21 protein-coding genes and 1 other RNA gene are annotated in these 25,958 nt (G+C 66.8%); 13 read left to right on the forward strand and 9 right to left on the reverse strand.

Features of this window, described 5'->3' with window-relative positions; genetic code table 11:
• Positions 1-87 precede the first annotated feature (87 nt).
• From trmD to EL249_RS06425, 5 genes are all read left to right on the forward strand, one after another.
• A complete protein-coding gene (trmD, locus tag EL249_RS06405) occupies positions 88-834 on the forward strand; it encodes a tRNA (guanosine(37)-N1)-methyltransferase TrmD (RefSeq protein ID WP_005673615.1) in 747 nt (248 codons plus the stop codon).
• A 100-nt stretch (positions 835-934) separates the two neighbouring features.
• Positions 935-1,333 carry a 50S ribosomal protein L19 gene (gene rplS, locus EL249_RS06410; RefSeq protein WP_005673614.1) on the forward strand — a complete coding sequence of 133 codons (399 nt, stop codon included), beginning with the start codon at positions 935-937 and terminating at the stop codon, positions 1,331-1,333.
• A gap of 111 nt (positions 1,334-1,444) precedes the next feature.
• On the forward strand, positions 1,445-2,239 hold the full coding sequence (locus EL249_RS06415) for an NUDIX hydrolase (RefSeq protein WP_040529904.1): 795 nt from the start codon (positions 1,445-1,447) through the stop codon (positions 2,237-2,239).
• 231 nt (positions 2,240-2,470) lie between these two features.
• On the forward strand, positions 2,471-2,749 hold the full coding sequence (locus EL249_RS06420) for a hypothetical protein (protein ID WP_005673612.1): 279 nt from the start codon (positions 2,471-2,473) through the stop codon (positions 2,747-2,749).
• A gap of 12 nt (positions 2,750-2,761) precedes the next feature.
• Positions 2,762-3,058 carry a hypothetical protein gene (locus EL249_RS06425; RefSeq protein ID WP_005673610.1) on the forward strand — a complete coding sequence of 99 codons (297 nt, stop codon included), beginning with the start codon at positions 2,762-2,764 and terminating at the stop codon, positions 3,056-3,058.
• A gap of 28 nt (positions 3,059-3,086) precedes the next feature.
• On the opposite strand, the gene EL249_RS06430 is transcribed toward EL249_RS06425, so the two are convergent.
• The 3 genes from EL249_RS06430 to EL249_RS06440 all read right to left on the reverse strand — a co-directional run bounded on the left by EL249_RS06430 (position 3,087) and on the right by EL249_RS06440 (position 7,810).
• Positions 3,087-4,967, reverse strand: a complete 1,881-nt coding sequence (locus EL249_RS06430) for a hypothetical protein (protein WP_005673609.1) — start codon at positions 4,965-4,967, stop codon at positions 3,087-3,089.
• A gap of 445 nt (positions 4,968-5,412) precedes the next feature.
• The gene (rsgA, locus tag EL249_RS06435; RefSeq protein WP_005673608.1) at positions 5,413-6,495 is read right to left on the reverse strand and encodes a ribosome small subunit-dependent GTPase A; all 1,083 of its coding nucleotides are present in this window, start codon (positions 6,493-6,495) and stop codon (positions 5,413-5,415) included.
• A gap of 13 nt (positions 6,496-6,508) precedes the next feature.
• A complete protein-coding gene (locus EL249_RS06440) occupies positions 6,509-7,810 on the reverse strand; it encodes a M48 family metallopeptidase (RefSeq protein WP_005673607.1) in 1,302 nt (433 codons plus the stop codon).
• Between the two features lie 197 nt (positions 7,811-8,007).
• Here EL249_RS06440 and orn point away from each other — a divergent pair, with 197 nt between their 5' ends.
• Positions 8,008-8,535 carry an oligoribonuclease gene (gene orn, locus EL249_RS06445; RefSeq protein ID WP_232002069.1) on the forward strand — a complete coding sequence of 176 codons (528 nt, stop codon included), beginning with the start codon at positions 8,008-8,010 and terminating at the stop codon, positions 8,533-8,535.
• Positions 8,536-8,573: 38 nt separating this feature from the next.
• On the opposite strand, the gene EL249_RS06450 is transcribed toward orn, so the two are convergent.
• The 3 genes from EL249_RS06450 to EL249_RS06460 form a co-directional block, all read right to left on the reverse strand.
• On the reverse strand, positions 8,574-10,553 hold the full coding sequence (locus EL249_RS06450) for an ArnT family glycosyltransferase (RefSeq protein WP_005673605.1): 1,980 nt from the start codon (positions 10,551-10,553) through the stop codon (positions 8,574-8,576).
• Positions 10,554-10,708: 155 nt separating this feature from the next.
• On the reverse strand, positions 10,709-10,975 hold the full coding sequence (locus EL249_RS06455; RefSeq protein WP_005673604.1) for a type B 50S ribosomal protein L31: 267 nt from the start codon (positions 10,973-10,975) through the stop codon (positions 10,709-10,711).
• Between the two features lie 269 nt (positions 10,976-11,244).
• A complete protein-coding gene (locus tag EL249_RS06460) occupies positions 11,245-14,130 on the reverse strand; it encodes a glycosyltransferase (protein WP_005673603.1) in 2,886 nt (961 codons plus the stop codon).
• Positions 14,131-14,557: 427 nt separating this feature from the next.
• On the opposite strand from EL249_RS06460, the gene EL249_RS06465 reads away from it, so the two are divergent.
• Positions 14,558-16,213, forward strand: a complete 1,656-nt coding sequence (locus EL249_RS06465; protein WP_005673602.1) for a glycoside hydrolase family 17 protein — start codon at positions 14,558-14,560, stop codon at positions 16,211-16,213.
• 112 nt (positions 16,214-16,325) lie between these two features.
• On the opposite strand, the gene EL249_RS06470 is transcribed toward EL249_RS06465, so the two are convergent.
• From EL249_RS06470 to trxA, 3 genes are all read right to left on the reverse strand, one after another.
• A complete protein-coding gene (locus tag EL249_RS06470) occupies positions 16,326-16,706 on the reverse strand; it encodes a hypothetical protein (protein WP_148669029.1) in 381 nt (126 codons plus the stop codon).
• Positions 16,703-17,962: a transcription termination factor Rho gene (rho, locus tag EL249_RS06475; RefSeq protein WP_005673600.1), complete on the reverse strand. Its 1,260-nt coding sequence runs from the start codon at positions 17,960-17,962 to the stop codon at positions 16,703-16,705. The genes EL249_RS06470 and rho overlap by 4 nt, the downstream gene beginning before the upstream one ends.
• Positions 17,963-18,636: 674 nt before the next feature.
• Complete coding sequence (gene trxA, locus EL249_RS06480) at positions 18,637-18,957, reverse strand: thioredoxin TrxA (protein ID WP_005673599.1); 321 nt, start codon at positions 18,955-18,957, stop codon at positions 18,637-18,639.
• Between the two features lie 399 nt (positions 18,958-19,356).
• Here trxA and ffs point away from each other — a divergent pair.
• The 6 genes from ffs to EL249_RS06510 all read left to right on the forward strand — a co-directional run bounded on the left by ffs (position 19,357) and on the right by EL249_RS06510 (position 25,901).
• Positions 19,357-19,454, forward strand: an RNA gene (ffs, locus tag EL249_RS06485) — signal recognition particle sRNA small type.
• 99 nt (positions 19,455-19,553) lie between these two features.
• Positions 19,554-21,875 carry a DNA polymerase III subunit gamma/tau gene (dnaX, locus tag EL249_RS06490; protein WP_005673597.1) on the forward strand — a complete coding sequence of 774 codons (2,322 nt, stop codon included), beginning with the start codon at positions 19,554-19,556 and terminating at the stop codon, positions 21,873-21,875.
• Positions 21,872-22,198: a YbaB/EbfC family nucleoid-associated protein gene (locus tag EL249_RS06495; RefSeq protein WP_005673596.1), complete on the forward strand. Its 327-nt coding sequence runs from the start codon at positions 21,872-21,874 to the stop codon at positions 22,196-22,198. The genes dnaX and EL249_RS06495 overlap by 4 nt, the downstream gene beginning before the upstream one ends.
• A gap of 7 nt (positions 22,199-22,205) precedes the next feature.
• On the forward strand, positions 22,206-22,808 hold the full coding sequence (gene recR, locus EL249_RS06500; RefSeq protein ID WP_126348117.1) for a recombination mediator RecR: 603 nt from the start codon (positions 22,206-22,208) through the stop codon (positions 22,806-22,808).
• A gap of 607 nt (positions 22,809-23,415) precedes the next feature.
• The gene (locus tag EL249_RS06505) at positions 23,416-25,086 is read left to right on the forward strand and encodes a GDSL-type esterase/lipase family protein (protein ID WP_005673593.1); all 1,671 of its coding nucleotides are present in this window, start codon (positions 23,416-23,418) and stop codon (positions 25,084-25,086) included.
• Positions 25,087-25,211: 125 nt separating this feature from the next.
• Positions 25,212-25,901: an SIR2 family NAD-dependent protein deacylase gene (locus EL249_RS06510; protein WP_040529892.1), complete on the forward strand. Its 690-nt coding sequence runs from the start codon at positions 25,212-25,214 to the stop codon at positions 25,899-25,901.
• Positions 25,902-25,958 lie beyond the last annotated feature (57 nt).

Here is a 25,958-nt window from a genome sequence, read left to right on the forward strand (position 1 = left end):
CGTCGTACGGTCTGAACGTTGCTGCGGCACGCCGCTGTGCGTGGCGAAAGGGAAGGCCGTCTCATCCCCTGACGCCCTTTCGTTGCCATGGACTTCGAGATCATCACCATCTTTCCCGACCTGGTCGAGGCCGCGGCACCTTATGGCGTGGTCGGGCGCGCGCGCAACGACGCGTATTTCCTGCGTTGCTGGAATCCGCGCGACTACACCTTCGACAATTACCGGCGCATTGATGACCGCCCCTATGGCGGTGGGCCGGGCATGGTGATGCTGGCCGAGCCGCTGCTGCGCTGCCTGACGGCGCTGCGCGAGACCCGTGCCGCCGAAGGGCGCCCCGAGCTGCCCGTCATCTATCTGTCCCCGCAGGGGCAGCACTTCACCCAGGCACGCGCCCAGACAATGGCGGCTTCTGATGGCGCCATTTTCCTGTGCGGCCGCTACGAGGCCATCGACCAGCGTTTCCTCGACGCCGTGGTGGACGAGGAAATCTCGATGGGTGACTTTGTGGTCTCGGGGGGCGAGTTGCCGGCCATGCTTGTCATGGATGCCGTGGTGCGCCTGCTGCCGGGGGTGCTCAACCACGGCGAATCGGCCGAACAGGACTCGTTTGCCGAGGGAGCGCCGGCTCAGCGTCTGCTGGACTGCCCGCATTACACCCGCCCGGAGCAGCTGCCGGGGTTGCCACGCGACGTGCCGGCCGGGGTGCCCCCCGTACTGCTGTCGGGCAACCACCGCGAGATAGAGCGCTGGCGTCATGCCGCCGCCCTGGACGCCACGCAGCGCAAGCGCCCGGAGCTGCTTTCGGCAAAATCCGTGCTATCATCAAAAGCTTAGCTTGCATCCTCTGGCGGGACCATCCGCCGCTGGCCCAATTTTGTGCCATCGGCTCCAATCCCAACAACAGCCCCGCCCATGATGCCTGGAGTCCTCTAGCATGAACCTCATCGCCCAGCTCGAACAGGAAGAGATTTCCCGCCTCGGCAAGCAGATTCCCGCCTTTGCACCGGGTGACACCGTGGCCGTGGCCGTCAACGTGGTTGAAGGCAGCCGCAAGCGTGTGCAGGTCTACGAAGGCGTGGTCATCGCCAAGCGTAACCGTGGCCTGAACAGCGCCTTCACCGTCCGCAAGATCTCCTCGGGTGAGGGTGTCGAGCGTACCTTCCAGCTGTACTCGCCGCTGATCGCCAGCATCGAGGTCAAGCGCCGCGGTGACGTGCGCCGCGCCAAGCTGTACTACCTGCGCAACCTGTCCGGCAAGAAGGCCCGCATCAAGGAAAAGCTGCCGGCCCGCACGCAGGCTGCCAAGGCCGCCGCGGAAGGCGCCGAGGGCTGATCGGTTCCGGCCATGTCTGGCCGCCGGCCTCCTATCCCACGAGGGGTGGCCGCGCCTGCGCCAGCATCGGCTGATGTTTCCGTTCCGTCTTTCGATCTGTCGTCAGCCCCCGTGCTGGCTGCTGCCGGCGGATCCTCCGAACAACCGCTGTCCGATCAGCGCCTGCAGGGCGACTGGATCCGGCAGCGGTTTTTGCATCCGCCCTCCGACTGGCGGATCGAGGCCGAGAGCAATGCCGAGGCGCCATCGGGGCCGCCCCCGAGTGTGCCGGCCGTTTCTGTCGGCCCATCGTCCGCCTCCCCATCGGCTTCTGTTTGGGCACCCCAGGAGCCCGCAGGGGGGCGCGCTTCACACCCTGACGCCACTGCGAGACGCCCGCTGACGCCGGCTGCCGTGCTGGTGCCGCTTCTACCTACCCCTCAGGGGCTGGGTGTGCTGCTGACAGTGCGCAGCAACCGGCTGCGCCACCACCCGGGCCAGATTGCCTTTCCGGGCGGCCGGCTGGATCCGGAAGATGCCTCGGTCACCGATGGGGCCCTGCGCGAGGCGGCAGAAGAAATCGGTCTGGCTCGCCATCAGGTCCAGGTGCTGGGCAACCTGCCTGGCATGGCCACCGGCACGGGCTATTGGGTCAATCCCGTGGTGGGACTGCTGGATGCTGCGGTGCAGCCCCAGTCGCTTGTGCTGTCGCCACAGGAGGTGCAGGAAGCCTTCGTGGTGCCGCTGGCCTTCCTGATGAATCCGGCCAATCATCAGCGCCGTCTGGGGCGCTGGCAGCAGGACGGGCAGCTCATCCAGCGCGCCTTTCATGCCATGCCCTGGCAGGCACCGGCGGGTCACACCTACTTCATCTGGGGAGCCACCGCCACCATGCTGCGCAATTTCTATCACTTCCTGGCGGCGTGACGGAAATGGTGGCGGTCCACCGTTGCAGCCCGAGGGACCCGTCCGGCGATCGCATGGAGTGCGGCATGCAGTGGGGGCGGGGAGTCGCCATCGACTTGAGACCACGCCAGTCCACCTGACTGTCGCACCCCCTGACAACGGCAAGACCCTGTCAGGAAAGCGATCTTCTTCGTCCCTTCAGGGCACGCTCATTACCATCGCACGGGTGATCCCCGTCTGGATGGCTGCGTCATGGACGACCAACCCCTGCAAATCCTCGTGCATTCCACGGTGGTGGGTGCCCCGTTCCTGCTGGTGAAGGGGGCCCTCAAGTATCGCTGGCCGGTCTGGCTGATGTTCCTGCTGGGGCTGGTCCTGCCATTTCTGATGTTGGTGCCGCGTGGCATGGCAGGGCTGGGGTGGTGGCCACGATCGCAGATCGTCGCCGCGGTCCTAGCGTTCTACGGCTTGTTCGTGGGGGCTGGCATGGCCTTGGCCACGTGGATGAAACGCACCGAACGGGTGGCGTGAAGGAGCACGACCATGACATGGATGGATGTGTTGAACGGGGTCGGCCGGATTCTGGTGCTTGTGGGCTTGACCGCCTTCATGACCCGGGTGCCCGCAAGCCGGCTGGCGATGTGGAAGGTGTTCTGTATCGTCAGCGTGTGCTTTCTGTTTTCCCTGTGGCTGCCGCAGCTGTACGGGCCGCACGCTTTCCTGGCGCGCCCGTGGATCACGCTCGGCGTGGCGCCCGCGCTGTCCGTGCTGGTGGGCGCCGTGTGCACGGGCGTGATCCATTGGTTGCGGCGCAGGATGGCTGCTGAATCACCTGAATGATCGCCGCCATCCCGCGCGCCCGGCATGCTCAGCGCTGCTGCAGCGCCTTCTGCCGGATCAGCGCCTTGCGCTGCAAGGTCTTCACGCTCTTCAGGTTCCTGGTGGCTTCGGGCCGGGTCTGCCAGTAGAGCGTGCCGCTGTCACCCACGGCGCTGCGGTCATCAGCCACCGAGATGCCCTTGAACTCGGGGGAGATGTCCAGTCTCCAGTCCGCCGGGATGCGCCAGTGGCTGCACGACAGGCGCTTGATGGCGGGCAGCTGCTGATCCAGGCACAGGCGGAACTCGTCCTTGGCCTTGCCTTTGAGCACCTTCAGCGTGGCCTGGTTGCCCTTGTCATCCTGCCAGTGCTGCAGCGCCTGGTTGAAGGGCACCACATCGCCGGCGCGCAGGGTGTAGCTGCTGGTCGAGCGCAGCGGTGATGCAGCCGAGGCAGGGTCTCCGGTGGTGAAGCTGGCCTGCGTGGACAGGGTCAGCAGCGGGCGGCCCGGAGTGGCTTCGCCGTCGATGCTATAGAGGAAGCGACCCGGCGTGAAGAAGCCCAGCTCCTGATAGCCCTCGAAGAAGCGTCCCATGTGAACGTCCATCCCCAGCGTGACGGTCTGAGGGGTGAAGACGTAGTCCGGCAGCAGATTCCGGCTGTCGTGGCTCAGGAAGTTCTCGAATTCGTGGGTGTAGTGGGTCCGTCCCGGCTCGGTCCGGCCAGGATGGTCAATGCTGGACCACCCCTCGACATCGGGTACGGCGGGAGCGCCATCGTTACGGGGCAGGGGCTGGCCGTCCGGGCCGGGGCCGTTCCAGGGCACGGCCGACCAGCTCTGGTAGTTCGGCCCGATGAGGGCGGGGACCGTGTCCACATAGTGGACCAGCACGCCAGCCAGCACGTCGCCACGCACGCCCCGGGAGGACACGGTGGCGGCCTTGTAGGCCGGATAGCGGGTCGTGGACTGCCAGGTCCGTTGCCGGTCGTCGCGTTCATCCACCACGCGCAGGCCCTGATAGGTGGGCAGCGCGCTCAGGGTCGTCCAGTCGGCGGGCACCTGCCAGAGCGTGCAGCTCAGGCGCTTCACGTTCTGGACCTTCTGATCCAGGCAGAGCCGTACCTGGTCCTTGGCCTGGCCTGCCATGGGAACCAGCTTCACGGAGTCCCCCTGGGCGTTGCGCCATTCGGCCAGCGACTGGTTCAGCGGGATGCGCTGTCCGGGCGTGATGGCGACGGGGCGTGTGACGGCATCCAGCGTCAGGGTCTGGCCATCGGATGCGGCATCCTCGCCGCTGCGGCCGTTGCCGGTGCCGCCAACCCGCACCTGCGCCTGGCTGCCCAGGTTGAATGGGGTGTCGCGGGAATAGGCAAGGTACTGGCTGCCGTGGAAGTTCTCCTGGTAGGAGCCCTCGCTGACCATGTGCAGATCCAGCCCGGTGTCCAGCGTGGGATAGGCAAAGCCATCGACAGGGCTGTCCTGCAGCCAGCTGGCCTGGTGATAGCGATAGTGGCGGCTGTCGGGGTCCACCTGCTGCAGCCACTGGCCACCCTGCAACGGAGGCGTGTGCGCCAGTGCGTCGGTGTCGACCTGGCCCTTGTTTCCGGCTCCTCGCCATGGCCATGCGGGCCAGACGCGGTACTCGGGGGTCTGACCGTCCCAGGTGGTGCCCTGCAGCAGCAGGGTGGCCAGCAGATCACTGCTGATGCTGTGCGTGTCGATGGCGGCCTGGGTGGAGCTGGCCGCCTTGCTGCTGGGGGCCAGGGCGCCGTCGGTCGTCTGGGCGGACGAGGATGCGGCCGTGACCAGGCTGTTCGCGGTCGCCTTGGTCCGGGTTGCCGAGTCGTCCTGACCACTGCCGCAGCCGGCCAGCAGCGCGAGGATTGCCGCTGCGAGGATCGTGTGGCGGGAGGGTATGCGCGTCGTCATGGTCTGCCTCCGTCTGTTGGCGTGGGGAAACGATTTGCATGCAGCCACCATAGCGCGTGTCGATGATCCTGCGACGAATGTAGTGTTTGGTTACTTGATTTCGGGGTTTTCGGAACGGTTCCTGGTGGGTGATTACAACGTAAAGAAAGTTTTCGTGACAGGACGGTGTGCTGGTCCCTGTCGGAACATGACATCATGCGCCGAGCCAATGCTCAGAAATCATGGTCTTCATGTCCCTGATTGTTGACCGAATTTCGTCGAATCAGCGTCAGTGCAGGCAGCGGCCCAAGTCCGGACGTAGGGGAGGCCCCGAGCAGGGAAGGCATTCCGGTGACGGAAAAAAGCAGAGGCGGACGCTTTTGAGGCGCCCAGGCAGGTCTTGCGTTTTGTAATTTCTGCTTCGTGTCTTCTGCACTCAACCCTCAACCCTCAACGCCGCAGGCGCCTAGTCGTAATCCACCAGCTGCTGGAACAGTTCGTAGCGGTGCGGGTCGATGTCGCCGCGTTCGGCCGCATCGCGGATGGCGCAGCCCGGTTCGTCGTGGTGCTGGCAGTCGTTGAAGCGGCACTGGCCCAAGTAGGGGCGGAACTCGGGCATGGCGTGCAGCAGCTGCCAGCGGCTCAGGTGTGCCAGCTCGAACTGCTGGAAGCCCGGGGTGTCGATCAGCCAGCTCTGGCCATCAGGCAGGATGAAGGCACGACTGAAGGTGGTGGTATGACGTCCGCTGGACAATGCGGTGGAGATCTCGTTGGTCTGCTGGCTGGCGGTGGGCACCAGGGCGTTGAGCAGGGTGGATTTGCCCATGCCGCTCTGGCCCAGCAGCACGGTGCGCTTGCCGACCAGGCGTTCCTGCACGGGTTCCAGCGAGGCGGGATCCTTCAGGGCCGAAATGGGCAGCATCGGGTAGCCCAGCGACTCGTAGACGCGCGTGCGCGCCTGCACCTGCTCGAACGACTGGCTCAGGTCCTGCTTGGTCACCAGCACCAGGACGGGGATGTCCTCGGCGGTGAGGCCGAGCAGCAGCCGCATCAGCAGCGCTTCGTCGAAGGCGGGGTAGCCGCTGATCAGCACGGCCGCCTGATCGACGTTGGCGGCAATGATCTTCTCCCGGAAGGCGTCGCGGCGGCGCACCTGGTTGCGGCGCGGCGCCACGCTCTCGATGGCTGAAGGGCCGCTGTCGGCCTGCCGGTAGGTCACATGGTCGCCCACCACGCAGTCCAGTCGCCGGCCCACCGCCATGGCGGGCAGGTGCGGCCCGCCATCCGTCGGGGCCAGCAGGAACTGGCGGCCATAGGCGGCCATCACGTCGGCCTGCAGTCGCTCGGAACGGGTCTGGCCGCGCGGCTGGGCCTGGCTGCCGGCCGGGGTCTTGCGGGTGTAGGAACGGCTGCCACCCGGGCGGGGGGGCTGGCGTCCCCGGCCCTTGTTGGCCAGGGCCATGGCCTCGTCCTCGTAGCGGGCACCTGTGTAGTCGTCGTCGAAGTCGTCGGCGGGGCCGGTGCGGCGCGGGTGATCGGAGGAGGTCATGGCTGTGGTGAGGTCATGGCTGTGATGGGGCGGCCGGGGCCGCCTCGGCCAGCCGCTGCCGGATCCGGCCGATGCGCAGGGGCGCCGGCGGGTGGGAATCGTAGAACGCCGAATGCAGCGGATCGGGCGTGAGGGTGCTGGCGTTGTCCTCGTAGATCTTGGTGAGGGCCGAGACCAGCGCCTGGCCGTTGCTGTGTTCCACCGCGAAGGCATCGGCCTCGAATTCGTCACGGCGTGACATCCAGGCCATCAGCGGCCGCAGCGGCAGCAGGAAGACGGGCAGGGCCAGGAAGAAGAGCAGCAGCGCCACGCCGGCCGGTGCCTGGGCCTGGAAGGGGCCGATGGCGATGCCCAGCCCCTGGTAGAACCAGATCTGCGACGACAGCCAGCCCAGCAGTGCAAAGGCAACCAGGCTGAATACGCCCTGCAGCACCAGGCGCTTCTGGATGTGCTTCTTCTTGAAATGGCCCAGCTCGTGCGCCAGCACGGCCTCCACCTCGTCGACCTCCAGTCGGGCCAGCAGGGTGTCAAAGAAGACGATGCGCCGGCTTTTGCCGAAGCCGGTGAAGTAGGCGTTGCCATGGGCCGAGCGGCGGCTGCCGTCCATCACGAACAGGCCGCCGGCACTGAACTGGCAGCGCGCCAACAGCGCCAGGATGCGTTCCTTCACCGGTCCATCGGCCATCGGCTCGAAGCGGTTGAAGAGCGGGGCAATGACGGTGGGAAAGAGCAGCAGCACCACGACGTTGAAGCCGATCCAGAAGGCCCAGGCCCACAACCACCAGCGCTGGCCGGTGTGCTGCATCAGCGCGATGAGGGCGGCCAGCAACGGCAGTCCCAGCAGGGCGCCAACGAGCAGCGCCTTCAGGTGGTCGGCCACGAAGAGCGCCGGCGTCATGCGGTTGAAGCCGAAGCGGGTCTCCAGCCGGAAATGCCGCCACCCGTCCACCGGCAGCTCGGCCAGGCTGATGAGAAGCAGCGCGGTGGCCATGACGAGCAGCTGCTGCAGGAGCGGCTGGTCGGGTAGCCAGCGCATCCAGGTTTCGTGGATGAACTGCAGACCGCCCAGCAGGGTGAGGGCAAGCAGCACCACCGCGCCCACGAACTGGTCGACGATGCCCAGCTGCACGCGGGCGATGGTGTAGGCGGCGGCGCGCTGGTGGGCCGGCAGGCTGATGCGGCTGGCAAAGGGTTCGGGCACGGCGTCGCGGTGCCGGCTGACGTGGCGGACCTGACGGCTGGCCAGCCAGAGGCGCAGAACCAGCGACAGCAACAGGAATCCGACGAACAGGAAGCTGAAGTGCAGGGGTTGCATGCGACAATTAAAGCATGGAAACCCAAGACACAATGGGGGCGGCTGCCGCCCCGGAAAACGAACGGAACGGGATGGATCAGGCGTCGGAGGGCGCTCCGCAGGGCGTCTCGGCCGGCCACACGGCCGATGGCCAGCCACTGGGCACCGTGTTCGTTCCCCCTGGCCGGCCTGACGAGAGCCGTCTGGTCTGGCTCGACATGGAAATGACCGGCCTTCATCCCGACATCGACCGCATCATCGAGGTGGCGATGGTGGTGACTGACAGCGAGCTGAACCTGCTGGCTGAAGGGCCGGTGCTGGCCATTCACCAGCCCGACACGGTGCTGGACGCCATGGACAAGTGGAACCAGTCCACCCATGGCAAGTCCGGGCTCATCGACCGCGTGCGGGCCTCGACGCTGACCGAGGCGGCGGCGCAGGGCATCCTGCTGGAGTTCATCCGCGCCTGGGCGCCCGAAGGCAAGTCACCCATGTGCGGCAACTCCATTGGGCAGGACCGGCGCTTCATGGCGCGCTACATGCCCGAGCTGGAAAGCTGGTTCCACTACCGCAACCTGGATGTGAGCACGCTGAAGGAACTGGCACGGCGCTGGGCGCCCGAGGTCTATCGCAGCTTCAAGAAGCGCGGCGCCCACACCGCGCTGGCCGACATTCAGGAATCCATCGACGAGCTGCGGCACTACCGCCAGCACTTCATCGGACCGGCCGGACAGCCCAGGGGCTGATCCCGAGTCCGGGATCAGCCGGGGCCACCGGGAGGCGCTCAGGGGGTGGGCGCCGTCTCGACAGGCACCCGCCGGTACAGCCCCAGCAGGTGCGGCGTCTTGCCGAAGGGCCGCTGGCGCTGCCATAGCGACTGCCAGGGCTGGGCCAGGATCTGGGCGGGCGTGGCGCCATCCAGGCCGGCGTCCTTGGCGCGGCCCAGCAGGTCAGGCAGGTTGATGGGCGTGCCCGGCGTGTCGTCGGCCACCAGCAGCCAGGGGCAGACAGGCTTGGGCGGTGCCTCATCCTGCTGGCGCAGATCCGGCAGCCGCACGAAGCGGGCGCCGGCGTAGTAGGCAAACAGGGCCAGTTCACCGGCATCCGTGCCGGCATGCAGCACGCAGCCCGGCTGGCTGGCAAACAGCGCCCGGGTGGGAATCACCAGTTCCTGGTAGCTCTTGCGCCAGTTGCCGGCAGGCAGCCACAGGGTCATCAGGAGCAGCCAGGTCAGCACCATGCCCCCTGACGACAGCGCCATGGGGCGCCAGAAGGGGCGCGGCCGGCGCGATACGCGCCACACCACCAGCAGCACCCAGGCCCCGGTGGCCAGCAACCCGATGATCAGCTCGATGACCGAGACGTGGGCGACAAAGCCTGGCAGCGCGGCTTCGGCCCGGGCTGCCATGCGCGGCGGCCAGCCCGACATGAAGGCGACCCAGTAGGCCCAGACGGCCAGACTGGCCACCGAGAAGATCATGACGGCAAACCAGTCCACCACGCTGACAAGGTTGCGGCGGATCATGGGCAGCGTCATGCCGGTCAGCACGGCCATCGGCAGCACCATCGGGGTGAGCGTGGCCTGGTGGTCAGCCGTCTGCGGGTTGCACAGCGAGGCCAGCAGCATCAGCAGCAGCGGGAAGAGGGGCGCGGCAATGGGCGCTTCACGGCAGCCGGCCCGCCAGCGCCACATGCCCCACAGCACGAACGGCCACAGCGGCCACAGGTACCACGGCAGCGTGCCGCCCAGTTGGGAAAGCGCTTCACCGCTCGGCGCGCCGAACATGCCGGCATTCCAGGACAGCCAGCCGTGGAAGAACTCCGCCACCTTCTGGCTGGCAGCCGGATCCACCGGCAGGTTGCTGTCACCCTCCATCAGGGGCAGGGCTTGCACCACGGCGTCCGAGTGGCTGAAATAGGCCAGCAGCGCCGGCCAGACAATGCTGCCAAGCACGGCCACCGGCAGCATCGTCAGCAGGATCCAGCCCGCCACCAGCCGGAAGGGCACCACCAGCCACAGGAGCAGCAGCGTGGCCAGCAGCATGACGACGGCCAGCGGAATGCCGTAGGTGAGCAGGCTGGCGGCGATGGCCAGGCCCACCAGCAGTCCGCCGCGGCGGGGACGATCGATGGCCACCGACAGGCCGAACAGATGCAGCGCCACGCACAGGGTCTGCGAGGCGTTGGCCGTGGTCTCGTGGATGGGTGCGATGAGCCCGAAGCAGGCCAGCACGGCCAGCAGAGCCGCATCGGCCACGGCGTGGCCGAAGTCCTGCGGGCTGGCGCCGGCGCCGAACGGATCCTGCGGCTGGATTTCAGGCCGCACGGCCAGGTTGCGCGCCGCATACCAGAGCAGCGTCATGGCCAAAGCGATGCCCGCAGCCGCTGTCAGTCGCATGGCCAGGTCCGGGGCGATGCGCCACCCGTCGGCCGCATGGCCGAAGAAGCTGGCCAGCAGCGTGTTGAAGAGCCGTGCGGCGTGCATGCCCAGCGCGCCCACCCAGAAGGGCAGCGGGCCGCCCTCGTCGGGCACCAGCTGGCCCTGCACGTTGGGCAGCAGCCAGTCGATGCTGTTGCCGGTGGCCATGGTGTGGGCGATGCCGAAGCCGATGGCGTCGTCGGTCCGCCAGGGATCACGCCCGAACAGGCCGGCCAGGACATAGACCGCGCAGAACAGCAGCGGAATCCAGCGTGGCAGGCGTGCGGCGTCTGCCGAGGTGACCAGATAGGGTCTGACGCGCGACCCGGAACTAGAGCTTGTCATCGTCGGATCCTGTGGGGCCGATCAGTCATCGTTTGGGCTCATTGTCCGCCAGGGGCGCATCGGACGCACGAGAGACCATGGAAAAAGAAAGCCCCGGCAGTTGCCAGGGCTTTTCTGGGGCCACGGCGAACCGCGGCCAGGGGCCGTAGAACGGATCAGGCCTTGGCGGCGGTAGCGCCGGTGCGGGCGAACTTCTGACGGAATTTCTCGACGCGGCCGGTCTCGATGATGCGCTGCTGAGCGCCCGTGTAGAACGGGTGGGACTCGGAGGTCACGTCCAGCTTCATCAGCGGATATTCCTTGCCGTCGTCCATCTTGATGGTTTCGCGCGTGTGCACCGTGGAACGCGTGATGAACTTGAAACCGTTGGCCATGTCCTGGAACACGACTTCGCGGTACTCGGGGTGGATGCCTTCTTTCATAGGGGAATCGGTTGGGTGTTCAGCGCCGAAGCAGGTGATGAAAACGCACGCAACGGTACGACAAGTAAACGTCCATTATAACGGTTTGGCCTGTCCGTGCAACGATTCGCCCCCGCCGGTCGGGCTTGGGCGGCCGGCTGTCGGGGGCTTCGGGCAGCGCTGGCCGACGGACGGCGGCCCATGAAGAAACGGGGACGGGCGGATCGAAATCCGTCCCGTCCCCGTCCGGGGCCGCCCATGACAGGGCGGCCGGAGGAGCGACGCCTGACTCAGGCGCTGGCGGCCTGGCTGGCCGATCCCTCGTCGCTGGCTGCCTCGTTGCCGGACTGGCCGGCCGTCTTGCGAGGCTTCTTCTCGAGGTGCTTGGCCTTGGAGGCCGACAGCAGGGCGCAGACCACGGCAGCCATGTAGGGCACCGCCTGCAGCACCAGCACCACCATCCACATGGCCGATTCCAGGTGGTTGGGCAGCCGGGTCATCGAGATGCCCAGCGCTGCCACCAGCAGGCCGATCAGCAGCAGGGCTTCCTCGCGCACGCCACCCCAGGCCATGCCTGCGGGTTTCTTGGGCTTGGCGGGCTTGGCCGGCTTGGGTGCCGGGGCAGGGCTCGTGGTCACGGTGTCCACGGCGGCACCGGCTGCAGCGGTATCGGCTGCCGGCGTGGCCGACGCAGCCGAGGCCGACTCGACATCGGCGGCCTGCGTGCCGGCGCCACCGCCTTTCTCGGTCACCTCGAAGACGGCCGTCTTGTTCCACAGGCCCGAGAACACGCCCTGGGCGATGCCGTGCGACAGGGCCATGCCGGCCAGTGCGGCGCCCCAGACATCCTTCTGCTCGCAGCGCACGCGGCGCATGTACATCAGCGGTCCCATCAGCGCCTTGAAGAAGAAGAAGGCGATCAGCGGGATCATGAACAGCAGGATGGGCAGGCTGAACAGGTGGGGCGCGGCAATGATGCCGATGCTCCACGCGATGGCTGCCAGCGCGAACAGCAGGTGCAGGGCGTCACCGATCCATGAGAACCAGCCCGTGATGAAGTGGTAGCGCTGTGCTGCCGTCAGGTTGCTGCGGCCGAACAGGGTCTTCGCGTGCGCCTTCATGATCTGGATGGCGCCCTGTGCCCAGCGCTTGCGCTGCTTCTTGAAGGCGAAGAAGGTGTCGGGCGTGAGGCCGCGACCCATCACCACGTCCACATAGCGCAGCGTGTAGCCCTGATTCATCAGGCGCAGGGCCAGCTCGGCGTCCTCGCAGATGGTCCATTCCGACCACTTGCCCTCCAGCAGCGGCTGGGCGCGCACCAGCGTCATGGTGCCGTGCTGGATGATGGCGTTGCGCTCGTTGCGGTGGTGCATGCCGATGCGGAAGAAACCGTCGTACTCGTAGTTCATCATCCGGCGGAAGGTGTGGCGGCTCCAGCCCCGGTGGGCCTGCGGAGACTGCACCACGGCGGTGTCCGGATCATCGAAGTAGCTCACCACGTCCTTCAGCCAGCGACGCACCACCACGTAGTCGGCATCCACCACGCCGATGATCTCGGCATCGGGCGCCGTCTGCGTCAGCCCGTAGTTGAGCGCGCCAGCCTTGAAGCCGGGCCACTTGGGCAGGTGGAAGAACTTGAAGTTCTCGGGCAGCGTGGCCATGAATTCCTCGACCGGCTTCCAGAGTTTCTCGTCCTTCGTGTTGTTGTCGATGACCAGCACCTCGAAGTTGGTGTAGTCCAGCGCAGCCAGGCTCTTGATGGTGGCAATCACCATGTCGGGCTGCTCGTTGCAGCAGGCCAGGTGCAGCGACACCTTGGGTTCACGCGCACCGGGGGCCAGCGGACGTGGGCGGTAGACGTGACGCAGGTTGCCCGGCCAGAACATCTCGACGAACTCGAAGAAGTTCGTGAGCAGGATGGTGGACATGGCCAGCAGCGACGGCACCAGGATCACCAGGAAGGTCCAGTCGATCGGGCGCATGTAGTAGTCGAAGGGCAGGGCCACCAGCCAGGCAAACAGCGAGATGACGGCCTGCAGCACCAGGCCGAAGGCGATGCGGCTGGGCAGTTGCAGGTTGGAGAAGCTGAACATGAACCAGAACAGCGCCACCACGCCGATGGCCGACGCCAGGGCGGCCTTGGTTTCCCAGTTGGGATCACGCTCGATGGGGCCGGTCAGGCTGTACTTGGGCTGGCGGTAGGCGTCCAGGTAGCCCCAGTACGGGCCGGCCCGGCCTTCCAGCTCGATCTTCCAGGGCTGGTCGATGCCCTCCATCAGGAAGTAGTCGATGTTCTCGGCGGCAGCGCGCACCAGGAAGCCCCGGATGAACTCGGCCTGGCTGGCGGGCGAGGCACGGGAGGAGTCGCGGCGGTCGCCCTGACTGGGCCAGCCCACCTCTCCGATCACGATCTTCTTGTCGGGGAAGCGGCGCTGCACCTCGTGCAGTCGGCCGAAGGTGTACTCCAGCGCCTGCTGGACCGGCAGGCCTTCCCAGTAGGGCAGCAGGTGGACCGTGATGAAGTCGGCGTTGGCGGCCAGCTCGGGGTAGCGCAGCCAGATGTGCCAGGGCTCGGCCGTGGAGACCGGCTTGCGCACCCGGCGCTTGACCTCGCGCATGTTCTGGATGAGCTCGGCCGGGGTGCGGCCGGCGTGCAGCACCTGTTCGTTACCGACGATGACCCGCTCGATGGAGCTGGTGTCATGCACCGCCTTCTCGATGGCGTCGAATTCCTTCTGGTTGCGCTCCTCATCCTTGCTGACCCAGACACCGGCCGTCAGGTGCAGGCCGGCCTTCTCGGCCAGGGCAGGAATGTTGGGCTGATCGACGCTGCTGTAGGTCCGCACCCGCGTCGTGTAGTCGGACAGGATCTTGAAGTCCTTCTCGATCGAGGACTCATCGGCGTTGCGGCCATCCAGCGGGTTGTCCCAGCGCTGGGCGGAGTTGTAGGCCAGGCCGCTGATCTTGCCGTAGAAGGCCGGCGCGTCCACCAGCGGGTTGATCTTGTCCCAGGTCACGAAGTTCAGCACGGCCAGCGACAGGGCGAGGAACGCCGCGCCCACCACGCGGCCGAAGGTGACCGGATGGTGGTTGCGGAAATGCTCGCCCAGCGGGTTGTCGGGAATGGGGTGGCTGGGGGGGGCCTGGGTGGACGAAGGGGAGTCCGGTCCGGACATAGGGGATGCTTCCTGTCGGGATTGACGAACGAGATGCGATGCGTCGACGCGGCGCGCCCCGGACATGCCGGAGGCGGGCGTGCGCCGGGCATTGTGCCCGATCCCGCAATGATGAACCTTCACGGGACCAGGCAGGCCGGTCAAAGTCTGCCGTACGTGCGGAATGTCATGAATGACATGCAGAACGTCCGACACGACCTTTGCGCGGACAACCTGAGATTCTATGCGTTGTCGGCTCTGGCAGAATTACGAGGCTGTCACGTCACTTTGCAGCCTGATACACATGGCGCCAACGGCGCATTCTCTGGCCGCCTGATTCCTCGGCGGGGCCGGTATCATCCTTCTGTGCCCGCCCGGCCATCCTGCCGTTCCGGCATCCCAGGGCCTGCCGGGTGCTCCTTCCCATCGATCGTCACAGACCATTCCCATGTTCGATTTCCTGTCCCGCAACCGTTCCCGCTGGATGACCCTGCTGAGCGTGCTGGCGGCCCTGCTGGTGCTGGCCTGGTGGCGCGCCCAAGGCACGCCGCAGCCGATGGTCGATGCGGCCGACAACAAGCTGCAGTGCGTCTCCTATGCGCCGTTCCGCAAGCCCGGCGAGACCCCGCTGGATCCCGGCGCCATGGTCTCGGAAGCGCGGCTGCGTGAAGACCTGTCCATCCTGGCCGCCCGTTCGCAGTGCGTGCGCACCTATTCGGTCATCCAGGGGCTGGACAAGGTGCCCGAGGTGGCCAAGTCGCTGGGCATGAAGGTGCTGCTGGGTGTCTGGATCGGCCGTGAGCGCGACAAGAACGACATCGAGATCCAGCGTGCCATCCAGCTGGCCCGCGAATACCCCGACACCATCCGCGGCATCGTTGTGGGCAACGAGGTGCTGCTGCGCCGCGAGCAGTCGGCCCAGCAGATGGGTGCGTACATCGATCAGGTGCGCAGTGCCGTTGACGTGCCCGTGACCTACGCCGATGTCTGGGAGTTCTGGAGCGAGAACGCCGAGCTGGCCCGGCACGTCTCGTTCGTCACCGTCCACATCCTGCCGTACTGGGAAGATCACCCGGTGGGCATCCACGCCGCCATCGACCACATCACCGGCACGGCCGAGCGCATGCGCCAGATGTTCAATGGCAAGGACGTGCTGATCGGCGAGACTGGCTGGCCCAGCGAAGGCCGCCAGCGGGATGCGGCCGTGGCCAGCCGTGTCAACCAGGCGCGCTTCATGCGCGAGTTCAGCCAGGCCGCGGCTGACCACCACCTGAACTACAACTTCATCGAGGGCTTCGACCAGCCCTGGAAGCGGGGCCAGGAAGGCGCCATGGGCGGCAACTGGGGGGTCTTCGACAGTGATGGCCAGGCCAAGTTCCCCGCCACCGGCCCGGTCGCGGAAGATCCGTACTGGTATCTGGGCTGGCTGGGGGCCGTCATCGGCCTGGCGGCTGCCTTGGGGCTGTCCCGCCGCTGGCAGCTGACCGAACGGCTGTCCCAGGTGCAGGTGATGGCCCTGGGGGCGGCAACCGGAGGTCTCGTGGTGGCGCAGCTGCGCTATGGCATGGTCTGGAACCGCAATCCGCTGGAATGGGGCGCCACCGTGCTGCTGGGGGCAGCATCGCTGGTGCTGATGTTCCGGGTGGCGCAGCTGCTGGCCCTGGGGCGTTCCGACCGGCGGGCCGGTCAGGGGGCCTCGTCGCTGGTGGGCCTGACCGTGCCGTCATTCAACACGCTGTGGCGGCGTCGGCGCGCGCACTTCGACGCGCTGGACTGGCTGGGCGTGTGCCGCAGCTTCCTGCTGTTCGCAGCTGCCATCATGACCCTGCTGCTGCTCTTTGATGCCCGCTACCGGGGCTTCCCGACGGTGCTGTACATGCTGCCGCTGCTGGGGCTGGCCATGGCCCGACTGGCCGGCCTGCGGCTGGCGGGGGCCGTGGAAGAGCGCGTGCTCGCCGCTGTCTGCGTGCTTGGCAGCATCGCCTTCGTGTTCATCGAGGGCTTTGCCAATGGCCAGTCGCTGACGTTTGGCGCCACGGTGGTGGCGCTGGCTGCGGTGGCCACCGATGGCCGCTTCTGGATGCCGGCGCAGGACGAGCACTGAGGAAGCGGTTGAGCCGGGCGTTGCCCGGATATGAAAAAGGGCCTCGTGAGAGGCCCTTTTTCTTTCCGCCGTCCGATGATCGGACGCGGAGGTGCTGCGGGGGTGATGCCCGTCAGGCGGGCTGTGCCAGTCGGCGCGCCTTCACGTCCAGGCGTGCCAGCAGCATGGCGGCCACCAGCGCCGCTACGGCAGCCGGCTCATACGAGTAGAGGATGAGTCCGGCCACAGCCAGGGCCAGCGAGAGCCGCGCCATCAGCAGGTTCTGGCGCCAGCAGGCCAGCAGCGACAGCACCAGGGCCACCCAGCCCAGGTCCTGCCGGAAGAACGACAGCACCAGCGCCGTGCGCACACCGCACCAGCCTTCCCATCGGTGCATGTCGCAGTGCAGGGCCAGGTCGGTGGATTCCACCACCAGGTAGCGCAGCAGCAGGGCCACCACCAGGGCGATGGCGGGATAGGTCAGGTCCTTCAGGCGGATGTGCATGGGGCTCACTTCTTCATCATGTCGAAGAACTCGGTGTTGTTCTTCGTGGCCTTCATTTTATCCAGCAGGAACTCCATGGCCTGCAGCTCGTCCATGTCGTGCAGCAGGCGACGCAGGATCCAGACCTTCTGCAGGATCTCGGGCTTGATCAGCAGTTCCTCGCGGCGGGTGCCGGAACGGTTGATGTCCATGGCCGGGAAGATGCGCTTTTCCATCATCCGCCGGTTCAGGTGGATCTCCATGTTGCCGGTGCCCTTGAACTCCTCGTAGATCACCTCGTCCATGCGGCTGCCGGTGTCGATCAGTGCCGTGGCCAGGATGGTGAGCGAGCCGCCTTCCTCGATGTTGCGGGCCGCGCCGAAGAAGCGCTTGGGCCGCTGCAGGGCGTTGGCGTCCACACCACCGGTCAGCACCTTGCCGGAGGAGGGCACCACGGTGTTGTAGGCACGGGCCAGGCGGGTGATGGAGTCCAGCAGGATCACCACGTCCTTCTTGTGCTCGACCAGGCGCTTGGCCTTCTCGATGACCATCTCGGCCACCTGCACGTGGCGGGTGGCGGGCTCGTCGAAGGTGGAGGAGACCACTTCGCCGCGGATCGAGCGCTGCATCTCCGTCACTTCCTCGGGGCGCTCGTCGATCAGCAGGACGATGACGACGGCATCGGGATGGTTGGTGGTGATGGCATGCGCGATGTGCTGCATCATCACCGTCTTGCCGCTCTTGGGCGGGGCCACGATCAGGCCACGCTGGCCCTTGCCGATGGGGGCGATGATGTCGATGATCCGGCCGGTGACGTTCTCGTCGGTCAGCAGGTCGGGGCGCTCCAGACGCAGCACCTCGTCCGGGTGCAGCGGCGTCAGGTTCTCGAAGAGGATCTTGTGCTTGGAGTGCTCGGGGGGCGCGCCGTTGATGCGGTCCACCTTCACCAGCGCGAAGTAGCGCTCGCCATCCTTCGGCGTGCGCACCTCACCCTCGATCGAGTCGCCGGTGTGCAGATTGAAGCGGCGGATCTGCGAGGGCGAGATGTAGATGTCGTCCGGGCTGGCCAGGTAGGAGGTCTCGGGGGTGCGCAGGAAGCCGAAGCCGTCGGGCAGGACCTCCAGCACGCCGTCCCCGAAGATCTGGTCGCCGTTGCGCGCCTTGCGCTTGAGGATGGCGAACATCAGCTCCTGCTTGCGCAGGCGGTTGGCAGCTTCGATCTCCAGGCTTTGCGCTATTTCGATCAGGCGCGAAATATGCAGGGCCTTCAGCTCGGACAGGTACATAGATTGGAACGGATGAGGGTTGGTCGGAATCGGCCCCGCCGGAAACGATGCCGGCATGGCAAGACTTCGGAGGATGGAATGGGGGTGTGGCCGCGCGCCGGGCGGACCTGACAGAGCAGGAGCGCCTGTGGGCGACGGTGACAAGAGCGGAGGCCGACCGGGAAACGCAGGCTCGGTGGCCGGGAGATTGCCTGCTGGGCGCGATGGCTGGAAAGCCGACGGGCAGAGCCGGGATGTTCCGGAGAGGTCCGGAAAACCGTGCCGGCACCTTTGTGCGCCGTTCCTGCCGGGCTTCTGGCTCGGCGGTCGGTTCTTCCGGAGGATCCGGGCAGGCAGCGCGTGCACGCGGTGCAGAGCGCTGCGGCAGATGGCCCGTTGCGCATCGGACCCGCAGCCGGCAGATGCAGTGCCGGTCTGTCAGGGGCGAGTGCCCGATCAGGTTCGGGTTCGCACTGTACTACGAATGACCTGCATGTGCAAAAAAATCACACAAACCGGCCGCAGATTTCGCCACGCCGGTCACATGGCGCGACGAGGGGAGCACCGAGACGGCCGGCTGAAGGTCGGTCGAGCGGGATGCTCCGTGCGAAGGGGCTGTGCCAAGGCAGTGCAACTGCAGGAACGGCCGGCCGGGCCGGCGCTGCGTGCAGGCACCGCGCTGTCGGCACCCGGGATCAGAGGTTGCTGTCGAGGAAGGCGGTGAGCTGGCCCTTGGAGACGGCGCCCACCTTGGTGCCCACCAGCGTGCCGTTCTTGAACAGCATCAGCGTGGGAATGCCACGGATGCCGTACTTGGCGGCAATGGCCTGGCTATCGTCGACGTTGACCTTGGCCACAGCCATGCGGTCGGAGTAGTCGTGCGAGACCTCGTCGAGGATCGGGGCGATGAGCTTGCAGGGGCCGCACCATTCGGCCCAGAAATCGACCAGAACCGGCACGTCGGACTTCAGCACATCGGTGTCGAAGGAATCGGCGGAAACGTTTTTGATACCCATGGGTTTTCTGGAACTCTCCTGTTCGGACGCTAAAAATAACACGGCTGGCCACCGGGAGGTGCAGGGCACGCAAGCCTGGATGCCGCCGGAGGGCGGGGGCGGGGGCGCGAATGCCGCTGCCCCGTACCGTGCCAAAGCCCGTATCCAGGCCTCTTTCCGTCAGATCGGGGTGGATGGCAGGGAATCAATGCCATCCGTCGGTCCGACGGCTGCATGTATCGTCTCGGGAATGACACATATGTCGATACGACATGATGCCCTGCCGGAACGGCTGTCTTCGAGGCCCGGGGCGGGCGTGCCGGAGGCCCATGCAGGGAGGGCGGCGGCAGATTCCGGGGCGGATGCGTGCGGGCATGCCCGAACTTGCCGTTGCGGCGCCTTGATATACAATCGCCAGCGGACGGGCCTCCTCGCATTGTGGCTCGGGAACCTGGTCAGGTCCGGAAGGAAGCAGCCATAACCGAATCCCGCAAGTGCCGAGGGTTCGGCTCGTCCCCCTCATATCTCGCCGGTACAGGGTGCTACAGGCCCTGCGGCGCCTCCCGTCTTCCAGTCTTTCCGCCCGGTGCGCCCCCGTGGCTCCGGCAAGGAACCCGGTGCAGTCACTTTCTCCCTCCGGCAGCCATCAGGTGCTGGCCCGCAAATGGCGCCCGCGCGACTTCGATTCCCTGGTCGGACAGGACACGGTCGTGCGCGCGCTGCGCCACGCACTCGACAACCAGCGGCTTCACCATGCCTACCTGCTCACCGGCACCCGGGGCGTGGGCAAGACCACCATCGCCCGCATCCTGGCCAAGGCCCTGAACTGCGAAAAGGGCGTCAGCTCGCATCCCTGCGGTGAGTGCTCGGCCTGCCGGGGCGTGGACGAGGGGCGCTTTCCCGACTATCTGGAGATGGACGCGGCCTCCAACCGAAAGGTCGAGGAAATGGCGGTGGTGCTGGAAAACGCTGCCTACCTGCCCACGGTGGGCCGCTACAAGGTCTTCGTCATCGACGAGGTCCACATGCTCTCCACCCACGCCTTCAACGCCATGCTGAAGACGCTGGAAGAGCCGCCGCCCCACGTCATCTTCGTGCTGGCCACCACTGATCCGCAGAAGGTGCCAGTCACCGTGCTGTCGCGCTGCATGCAGTTCGGTCTGCGCAACGTCAGCCCGGCCACCGTGGCCGGACACCTGGCCAACGTCCTGCAGGCCGAAGACATTCCCTATGAAGAACGGAGCCTTGAGCTGATCGGCAAGGCCGCCGGGGGCAGCATGCGCGACGGTCTGTCGCTGCTCGACCAGGCCATCGCGCTGGGCGCGGGGCAGGTGAAGCAGGCCACCGTGCAGGAGATGCTCGGCACGGTCGATGAAGACCTGGCGCCCGAACTGCTGGCGCTGCTGGCCGCCGGCGATGCCGCTGCCGTGGTGCAGCAGGCCGACAGCATGGCGGCCCGCAACGTGGCCCATGCCCAGATCCTGATGGCCATGGCCGCCGAGCTGCAACGGGTGGCGCTGGCCCAGGTGGGCCAGGGCGAGCCGCACGTGCTGGCGGCGCAGATGGATCCTTCCGATGTGCAGGTCTGGTATCAGATTGCCATCCATGGCGTGCGTGACCTGTCGCTGGCGCCCGATGCCCAGACCGGCTTCATGATGACCCTGCTGCGGATGCTGGCTTTCCGTGCCGACAATCTGGCGCTGGGCGCGCTGACTGCCGTGGACGATGGTGCCGCCGCGCCGGGCCATGGCTCGGCGGCAGCGCGTGGCATGGCGGCACCGGGCGGCGCGGCGCGGTCGTCCTTTGGCGGTACGCCGGATCGTGCTGCTGGCCAGACGGGCGCGCAGGCACCGGGGCAACCGGCCGCCGCCAGAGGGGCGCTGCACGCCGATACCGCGGGCGGCCCGGATGCCGGCCCGGGTATGGCGTCATCAGGGCCGGGGGGCGATGCCGCCATGGATGCGCGCGCTCGTGCTCGCCAGATGGCTGCCGCCATGGTGGCCCGTGGCAGCAATGGTCCTGGGGGGGCTCGGCAAGCGCCCGTGTCGGGTACGCCGGCTGCCGCCCCGCGTCAGACGGGCGCGCGCCAGCCCGCAGGCGGTGAGTCGTCCGCCCGGCCCGCGGCCGACGACGACCGGCCTCGACCGGCACGGCAGGATCTCTATTTCGACACCTCGGCCGACCGCCGGTCGCAGGCATCCCGTGGTACCGGGCCTGATGCTCCTGCAGCGTCGGCTCCGGCGCCCCATGCGCCCGCCACGCACGCGCCTGTCACGCATGAACCCGCCGCGTCCACACCGGCCATGCAGGCACCCGCGTCGCGCGCATCTGCTGTGCAACCGCCCATTTCGGTACCGCCTGCCGTGAAGGCCCCCGCTGCGGCAGCGCCTGCCGTGACACATGCCGCTGCACATGCTCCTGCGGCGGCCCATGCGCCTGCCGCATCCAATACGCCCGCCGCGCCCCATGCACGCACCGGGACAGAGGCACCCGTGGCGCCAGGCGCAACCCCCGCGGCCGACGCGCCCGCCATCGCCAGCACGCTGGATTTCGACGGCGACTGGCCGAGCCTCGTGGCGCGCCTGCATGCCCAGGGCGCCGTGCGCCAGCTGCTGGCCCAGAGCGAGCTGAAGGGCGTGCAGGGGCAGGTCTTTCAGGTGCAGGTGCCCATCCGCCATCTGGCTGAGCCCTCGCTGGTTGAGCGTGCCCGCGAGCTGCTGGCCGACCACTTCGGTGCCGGGGTGCAGCTGCAGGTCACGGTGGGCCAGACCGGTGGCCAGACCGCGGCCGCACGTGCATCCGAACAACAGGCGCGTCGCCAGGCCGAGAGTGAAGAGGCCATCAAGGCCGATCCTTTCGTCCGGACATTGCTTGAAGAGTTCGGAGCCACCATACTGCCGGATTCGATCAAACCCCTCGATGGAGAGAAATCGTCATGATGAAGAACCAGTTGGCCGGGCTGATGAAGCAGGCCCAGCAGATGCAGGACAACATGAAGAAGGTGCAGGACTCGCTGGCCGACATCGAGGTGGAAGGCCAGTCCGGCGCCGGCCTCGTGAAGGTGGTGATGACCTGCCGCAACGATGTGCGCCGCATCGCCATCGACCCCAGCCTGCTGGCCGACGACAAGGACATGCTGGAAGATCTGGTGGCCGCGGCCGTCAACGATGCACTGCGCCGTGCCGAGCAGACCGCCCAGGAAAAGATGTCGGCCGTCACCGCCGGCCTGCCGCTGCCCCCGGGCTTCAAGATGCCGTTCTGATGGCTGACTGCGCGTGAAGGACCCGGCCGCCCTCGATGAACTGATCCTCGCCCTGCGTGGACTGCCTGGCGTGGGCCCGCGCTCGGCCAGGCGGCTGGCCTTTCACCTGCTGCAGCGCGACCGCGATGCTGCCCGGCGCCTGTCCGAGGGGCTGGCGCAGGCCCTTGAGCGGGTGCGGCACTGCAGCCGCTGCAACACGCTCACCGAACACGAGCTGTGCGATATCTGCAGTGACGAGACGCGCAATCCCGCACTGCTGTGCGTGGTGGAAAATCCAGCTGACCAGCTGGTCATCGAGCACACCCGCGCCTATCAGGGACTCTATTACGTGCTGATGGGCCGGCTCTCGCCGCTGGACGGCATCGGGCCGTCCGACCTGCAGTTCGAGCGCCTGCTGGCGCGCGCCACCGACGGTGTGGTCAGGGAAGTGGTGCTGGCCACCAACTTCACCCAGGAAGGGGAGGCCACCGCCCATTACCTCTCTGAAGTGCTCACCGCCCGTGGTCTGTCGGTCAGCCGCCCGGCCCGCGGCGTGCCACTGGGCGGCGAGCTGGAATATGTGGATGCAGCCACGGTGGCCCAGGCATTGCGCGACAGGCGCAACGTGTAGCCCCTTCGCTGCAGACATCGGATACCCAGGCCCGGTGCGGTGCGTGCATGTCACGCCTGCCCGGGCTTTTTTGTGGGCCCTGCACCGCCACTTCTTCCATCGGTGACAAGGGGGCTTTTCCCCGCGCATGTCCCTGCATGTCTGAGCCTGGTGTATGGGTTGCCGGGTTCAGACGTCTCGGTCGTATCGTTTATTGGAAAAGCGTGACCGTTTGTTTCGTGTGGGCGTGTATCTTCTTAATGTATTCACCATTCATGGGTGTTGTGGCGATGGATGTTCGGTAAATATCCGGAAATATCGCCCTGCAAACCGTATCCGGCTGCGTTTCTGCAGCGTTTTTGCCAAGCAATGTCGGCGCTTTGTTCGGTTTGCGTATCAGCCGGGGTGATCCTGCAATAAAGGGTGGGATGGGGCGCTGCTACACTGCCCGCCACTTTTCAACCTGCCCGGGGCCACGAAAGGCCGGGACAATTCCTGCAGGATGCTTCATGTGCCGGCATGGCCGCCAGCTCCTGGTGTGCAGACCTTGCATCGACCATGTCCGGGTCCGGTCCGGGCCAGCCCTTCCGAAGGCATGGCTCATGGGCGCTACTGATTTATCCATTTCATGAAAATCTCTCGCGCAGTGCCCACCGCCGGGCTTCTCGCTGTTTCCCTCGTCCTGGGAGCCTGCGGCTCGGACAGCAACGACAACAACACCGCCAGCACGACCAATGCCGGTGCGATCGGAACGACCACGGGCACGACCGGCACGACTGGAGCCGCCGGCACGACCACGACGGCCACGGGCGCAGTCAACTCGGTGGCTGCCATCAAGGCGGCCCGCACCGGCGCACATGAATCCACCTCTGCCGAGCTGACCGCCGGCTACTTCGCCACGGCAGCCGCGGCCCAGAACGCCACGGCGCCGGCCACGGCCACCGCACTGGGCGCCTATGGCCAGGTCTTCACCGCTGCCGACAACACGGCCACCAACACCCGCGTGCAGCTGCGCAACCTGGAAACCTACGTGCGCAGCGGCGGCAAGTGGAGCCGTGTGCAGTACAGCAACCAGGTGCGGGGCGCCTTCTACAACGCGGCCTACAACGGCGACGCCCAGGCCTGCGAGCTGGGCACCTGCCTGCGCGCTGAATCCAGCGGCGGTGTCTCGGTCAAGATGACGGCCGGCAAGCTGTTCCGCTTCTGGCCTGAGGCTGCCTTCACGCAGAGCCTGGTGAAGCCGGCCCAGGTGGAGGCCATCTTCACCACCGCCCAGACCCGTCTGGTGCAGGACACGGCCGGTGGCGCCGATGATCGCGCCAACGCCAAGTATCTGGTCAACACGGCCGCTGCCTGGGCCACCGACGCCTGGGTCCAGTCGGGCACCGCCAATGGTTCCACCGGCGCCTACAGCGCTGCGCTTACCGACGTGGGCAACGGCCAGCTGCGGCTGGCCACCAATGACTGGAAGGCCGTCAACTTCACCACCGCCACCGATACGCAGGTGGACGAGCTGGGGGTTGCACCTGCCGGTGGCCGTGCGCCCATCGCCAACAGCGCCGACAACGATGACGACGTGGTGCGCATCATGTACATCGGCGATTCGATCACTCAGGGCAGTGCCCCGCAGGCCGGCACCGCCCAGGACAGCTTCCGCCGCAATCTCTGGAACGGCCTGATGACCGACGCCAGCCTGCCGCAGGTGGACTTCGTGGGCACCCGGCTGGGCACGTCCACGGCCGACGTGAACTCGTGCGCCAACAACACCACGGCGGTCGATACCGGCGTCTACAAGCTGCCCGAGTTCGACACCGCCCACCAGGGCTACTGGGGGGCCTGCGTCGATCAGGTCAACACTGCGCTGCCGCAGGCACTCAGCACCCTGAAGGCTGCCGTGCGTGATCAGGAGCCCGACGTGGCCGTCATCCACATCGGCACCAACAACCTGCACAACGACGCCGCCAATGGCGTGGCCAACGCTGTCACGCAGCTGCGGGCGATGATCGAGACGCTGCGCGCCGCGGACGACGACATCACCATCCTGGTGGCTCAGGTCATTCCCTACCTGAACACCGAAGGGGGGACGGAAGAGGCCAGCGTTGCTGCCTACAACGCCCAGATCGTTTCGCAGATCGCGCCGCTGTCCACCGCCAAGTCCAAGGTTGTCGTGGTGGACCAGCACGCCGGCTTCGCCACCACCATGCTGCGTGACCGCTTCCATCCCAACGATCAGGGTGAAGCCGTCATCGCCGACAAGTGGCTGGCTGCGCTCAAGTCCAACAACCTGCTGAAGGACTGAGTCGTTCCTCCCCGGCTGGAGATCGGCCCGGTGCAGTGCGTGCCTGTCACGCCTGCCCGGGCTTTTTTGCGGGCACGCTTGCTGGGACAATGTTGTCTTTCCCGATCCAACGAGCCGAGGTGGACATGAAACGACGCATCGTCGTCCTCAGTGGTGCAGGCATCAGCGCCGACAGTGGCCTGAAGACCTTCCGTGACAGCGATGGCCTGTGGGAAGGGCATCGGGTGGATCAGGTGGCCACGCCGGAAGCCTTCGCCCGCAACCCGCAGCTGGTCATCGATTTCTACAACGCGCGCCGACGCCAGCTGCTCGAGGCGCAGCCCAACGCGGCGCACCACGCGCTGGCCCGGCTGGCCGGCCACTACGACGTGCGCATCGTCACCCAGAACGTCGATGACCTGCACGAGCGTGCAGGTAGCCGCCAGGTGCTGCACCTGCATGGTGAACTCAAGAAGCTGCGCAGCAGCGTCGACGACGACTACGTGGTGGACTGGACCCGCGACCAGACGCTGGCCGACCGGGATCCGAACGGCTACCCCATGCGTCCCCATATCGTCTGGTTCGGCGAAGCCGTGCCGCTCATCGATCTGGCGGCGGAATGGGTGTCTCAGGCCGATGCGGTGCTGGTGGTGGGTACCTCGATGCAGGTCTATCCGGCCGCGGGTCTGCTGGAATGTGCGCAGCCGGGTACACGCTGCTACCTGGTCGATCCGCGCCCGCCCGCCGTGGCCGGCGTCGAAGTCATCGCAGCCCGCGCGGCCGAGGGCGTGCCGCCGCTGGTCGATCGCCTGATTGCCGAAGCCGAAGCAGGTTGATGCCGGGGTTGCGCTGCAGCAAGCCTTTTTTCGCTGTGGCATAATCGAGCAGTTTAT

Source organism: Lautropia mirabilis, from assembly GCF_900637555.1.
Lineage (GTDB): Bacteria > Pseudomonadota > Gammaproteobacteria > Burkholderiales > Burkholderiaceae_E > Lautropia > Lautropia mirabilis.

Excerpts from the sequence above, each read along its gene's own strand:
- EL249_RS06430 (WP_005673609.1), bottom strand. The coding sequence starts at position 4,967 with ATGACGACGCGCATACCCTCCCGCCACACGATCCTCGCAGCGGCAATC.
- orn (WP_232002069.1), top strand. The coding sequence starts at position 8,008 with ATGGAAATGACCGGCCTTCATCCCGACATCGACCGCATCATCGAGGTG.
- rsgA (WP_005673608.1), bottom strand. The coding sequence starts at position 6,495 with ATGACCTCCTCCGATCACCCGCGCCGCACCGGCCCCGCCGACGACTTC.
- trxA (WP_005673599.1), bottom strand. The coding sequence starts at position 18,957 with ATGGGTATCAAAAACGTTTCCGCCGATTCCTTCGACACCGATGTGCTG.
- rho (WP_005673600.1), bottom strand. The coding sequence starts at position 17,962 with ATGTACCTGTCCGAGCTGAAGGCCCTGCATATTTCGCGCCTGATCGAA.
- EL249_RS06420 (WP_005673612.1), top strand. The coding sequence starts at position 2,471 with ATGGACGACCAACCCCTGCAAATCCTCGTGCATTCCACGGTGGTGGGT.
- EL249_RS06495 (WP_005673596.1), top strand. The coding sequence starts at position 21,872 with ATGATGAAGAACCAGTTGGCCGGGCTGATGAAGCAGGCCCAGCAGATG.
- EL249_RS06455 (WP_005673604.1), bottom strand. The coding sequence starts at position 10,975 with ATGAAAGAAGGCATCCACCCCGAGTACCGCGAAGTCGTGTTCCAGGAC.
- EL249_RS06440 (WP_005673607.1), bottom strand. The coding sequence starts at position 7,810 with ATGCAACCCCTGCACTTCAGCTTCCTGTTCGTCGGATTCCTGTTGCTG.
- rplS (WP_005673614.1), top strand. The coding sequence starts at position 935 with ATGAACCTCATCGCCCAGCTCGAACAGGAAGAGATTTCCCGCCTCGGC.
- trmD (WP_005673615.1), top strand. The coding sequence starts at position 88 with ATGGACTTCGAGATCATCACCATCTTTCCCGACCTGGTCGAGGCCGCG.
- EL249_RS06425 (WP_005673610.1), top strand. The coding sequence starts at position 2,762 with ATGACATGGATGGATGTGTTGAACGGGGTCGGCCGGATTCTGGTGCTT.
- EL249_RS06450 (WP_005673605.1), bottom strand. The coding sequence starts at position 10,553 with ATGACAAGCTCTAGTTCCGGGTCGCGCGTCAGACCCTATCTGGTCACC.
- EL249_RS06510 (WP_040529892.1), top strand. The coding sequence starts at position 25,212 with ATGAAACGACGCATCGTCGTCCTCAGTGGTGCAGGCATCAGCGCCGAC.
- EL249_RS06460 (WP_005673603.1), bottom strand. The coding sequence starts at position 14,130 with ATGTCCGGACCGGACTCCCCTTCGTCCACCCAGGCCCCCCCCAGCCAC.
- EL249_RS06465 (WP_005673602.1), top strand. The coding sequence starts at position 14,558 with ATGTTCGATTTCCTGTCCCGCAACCGTTCCCGCTGGATGACCCTGCTG.
- EL249_RS06505 (WP_005673593.1), top strand. The coding sequence starts at position 23,416 with ATGAAAATCTCTCGCGCAGTGCCCACCGCCGGGCTTCTCGCTGTTTCC.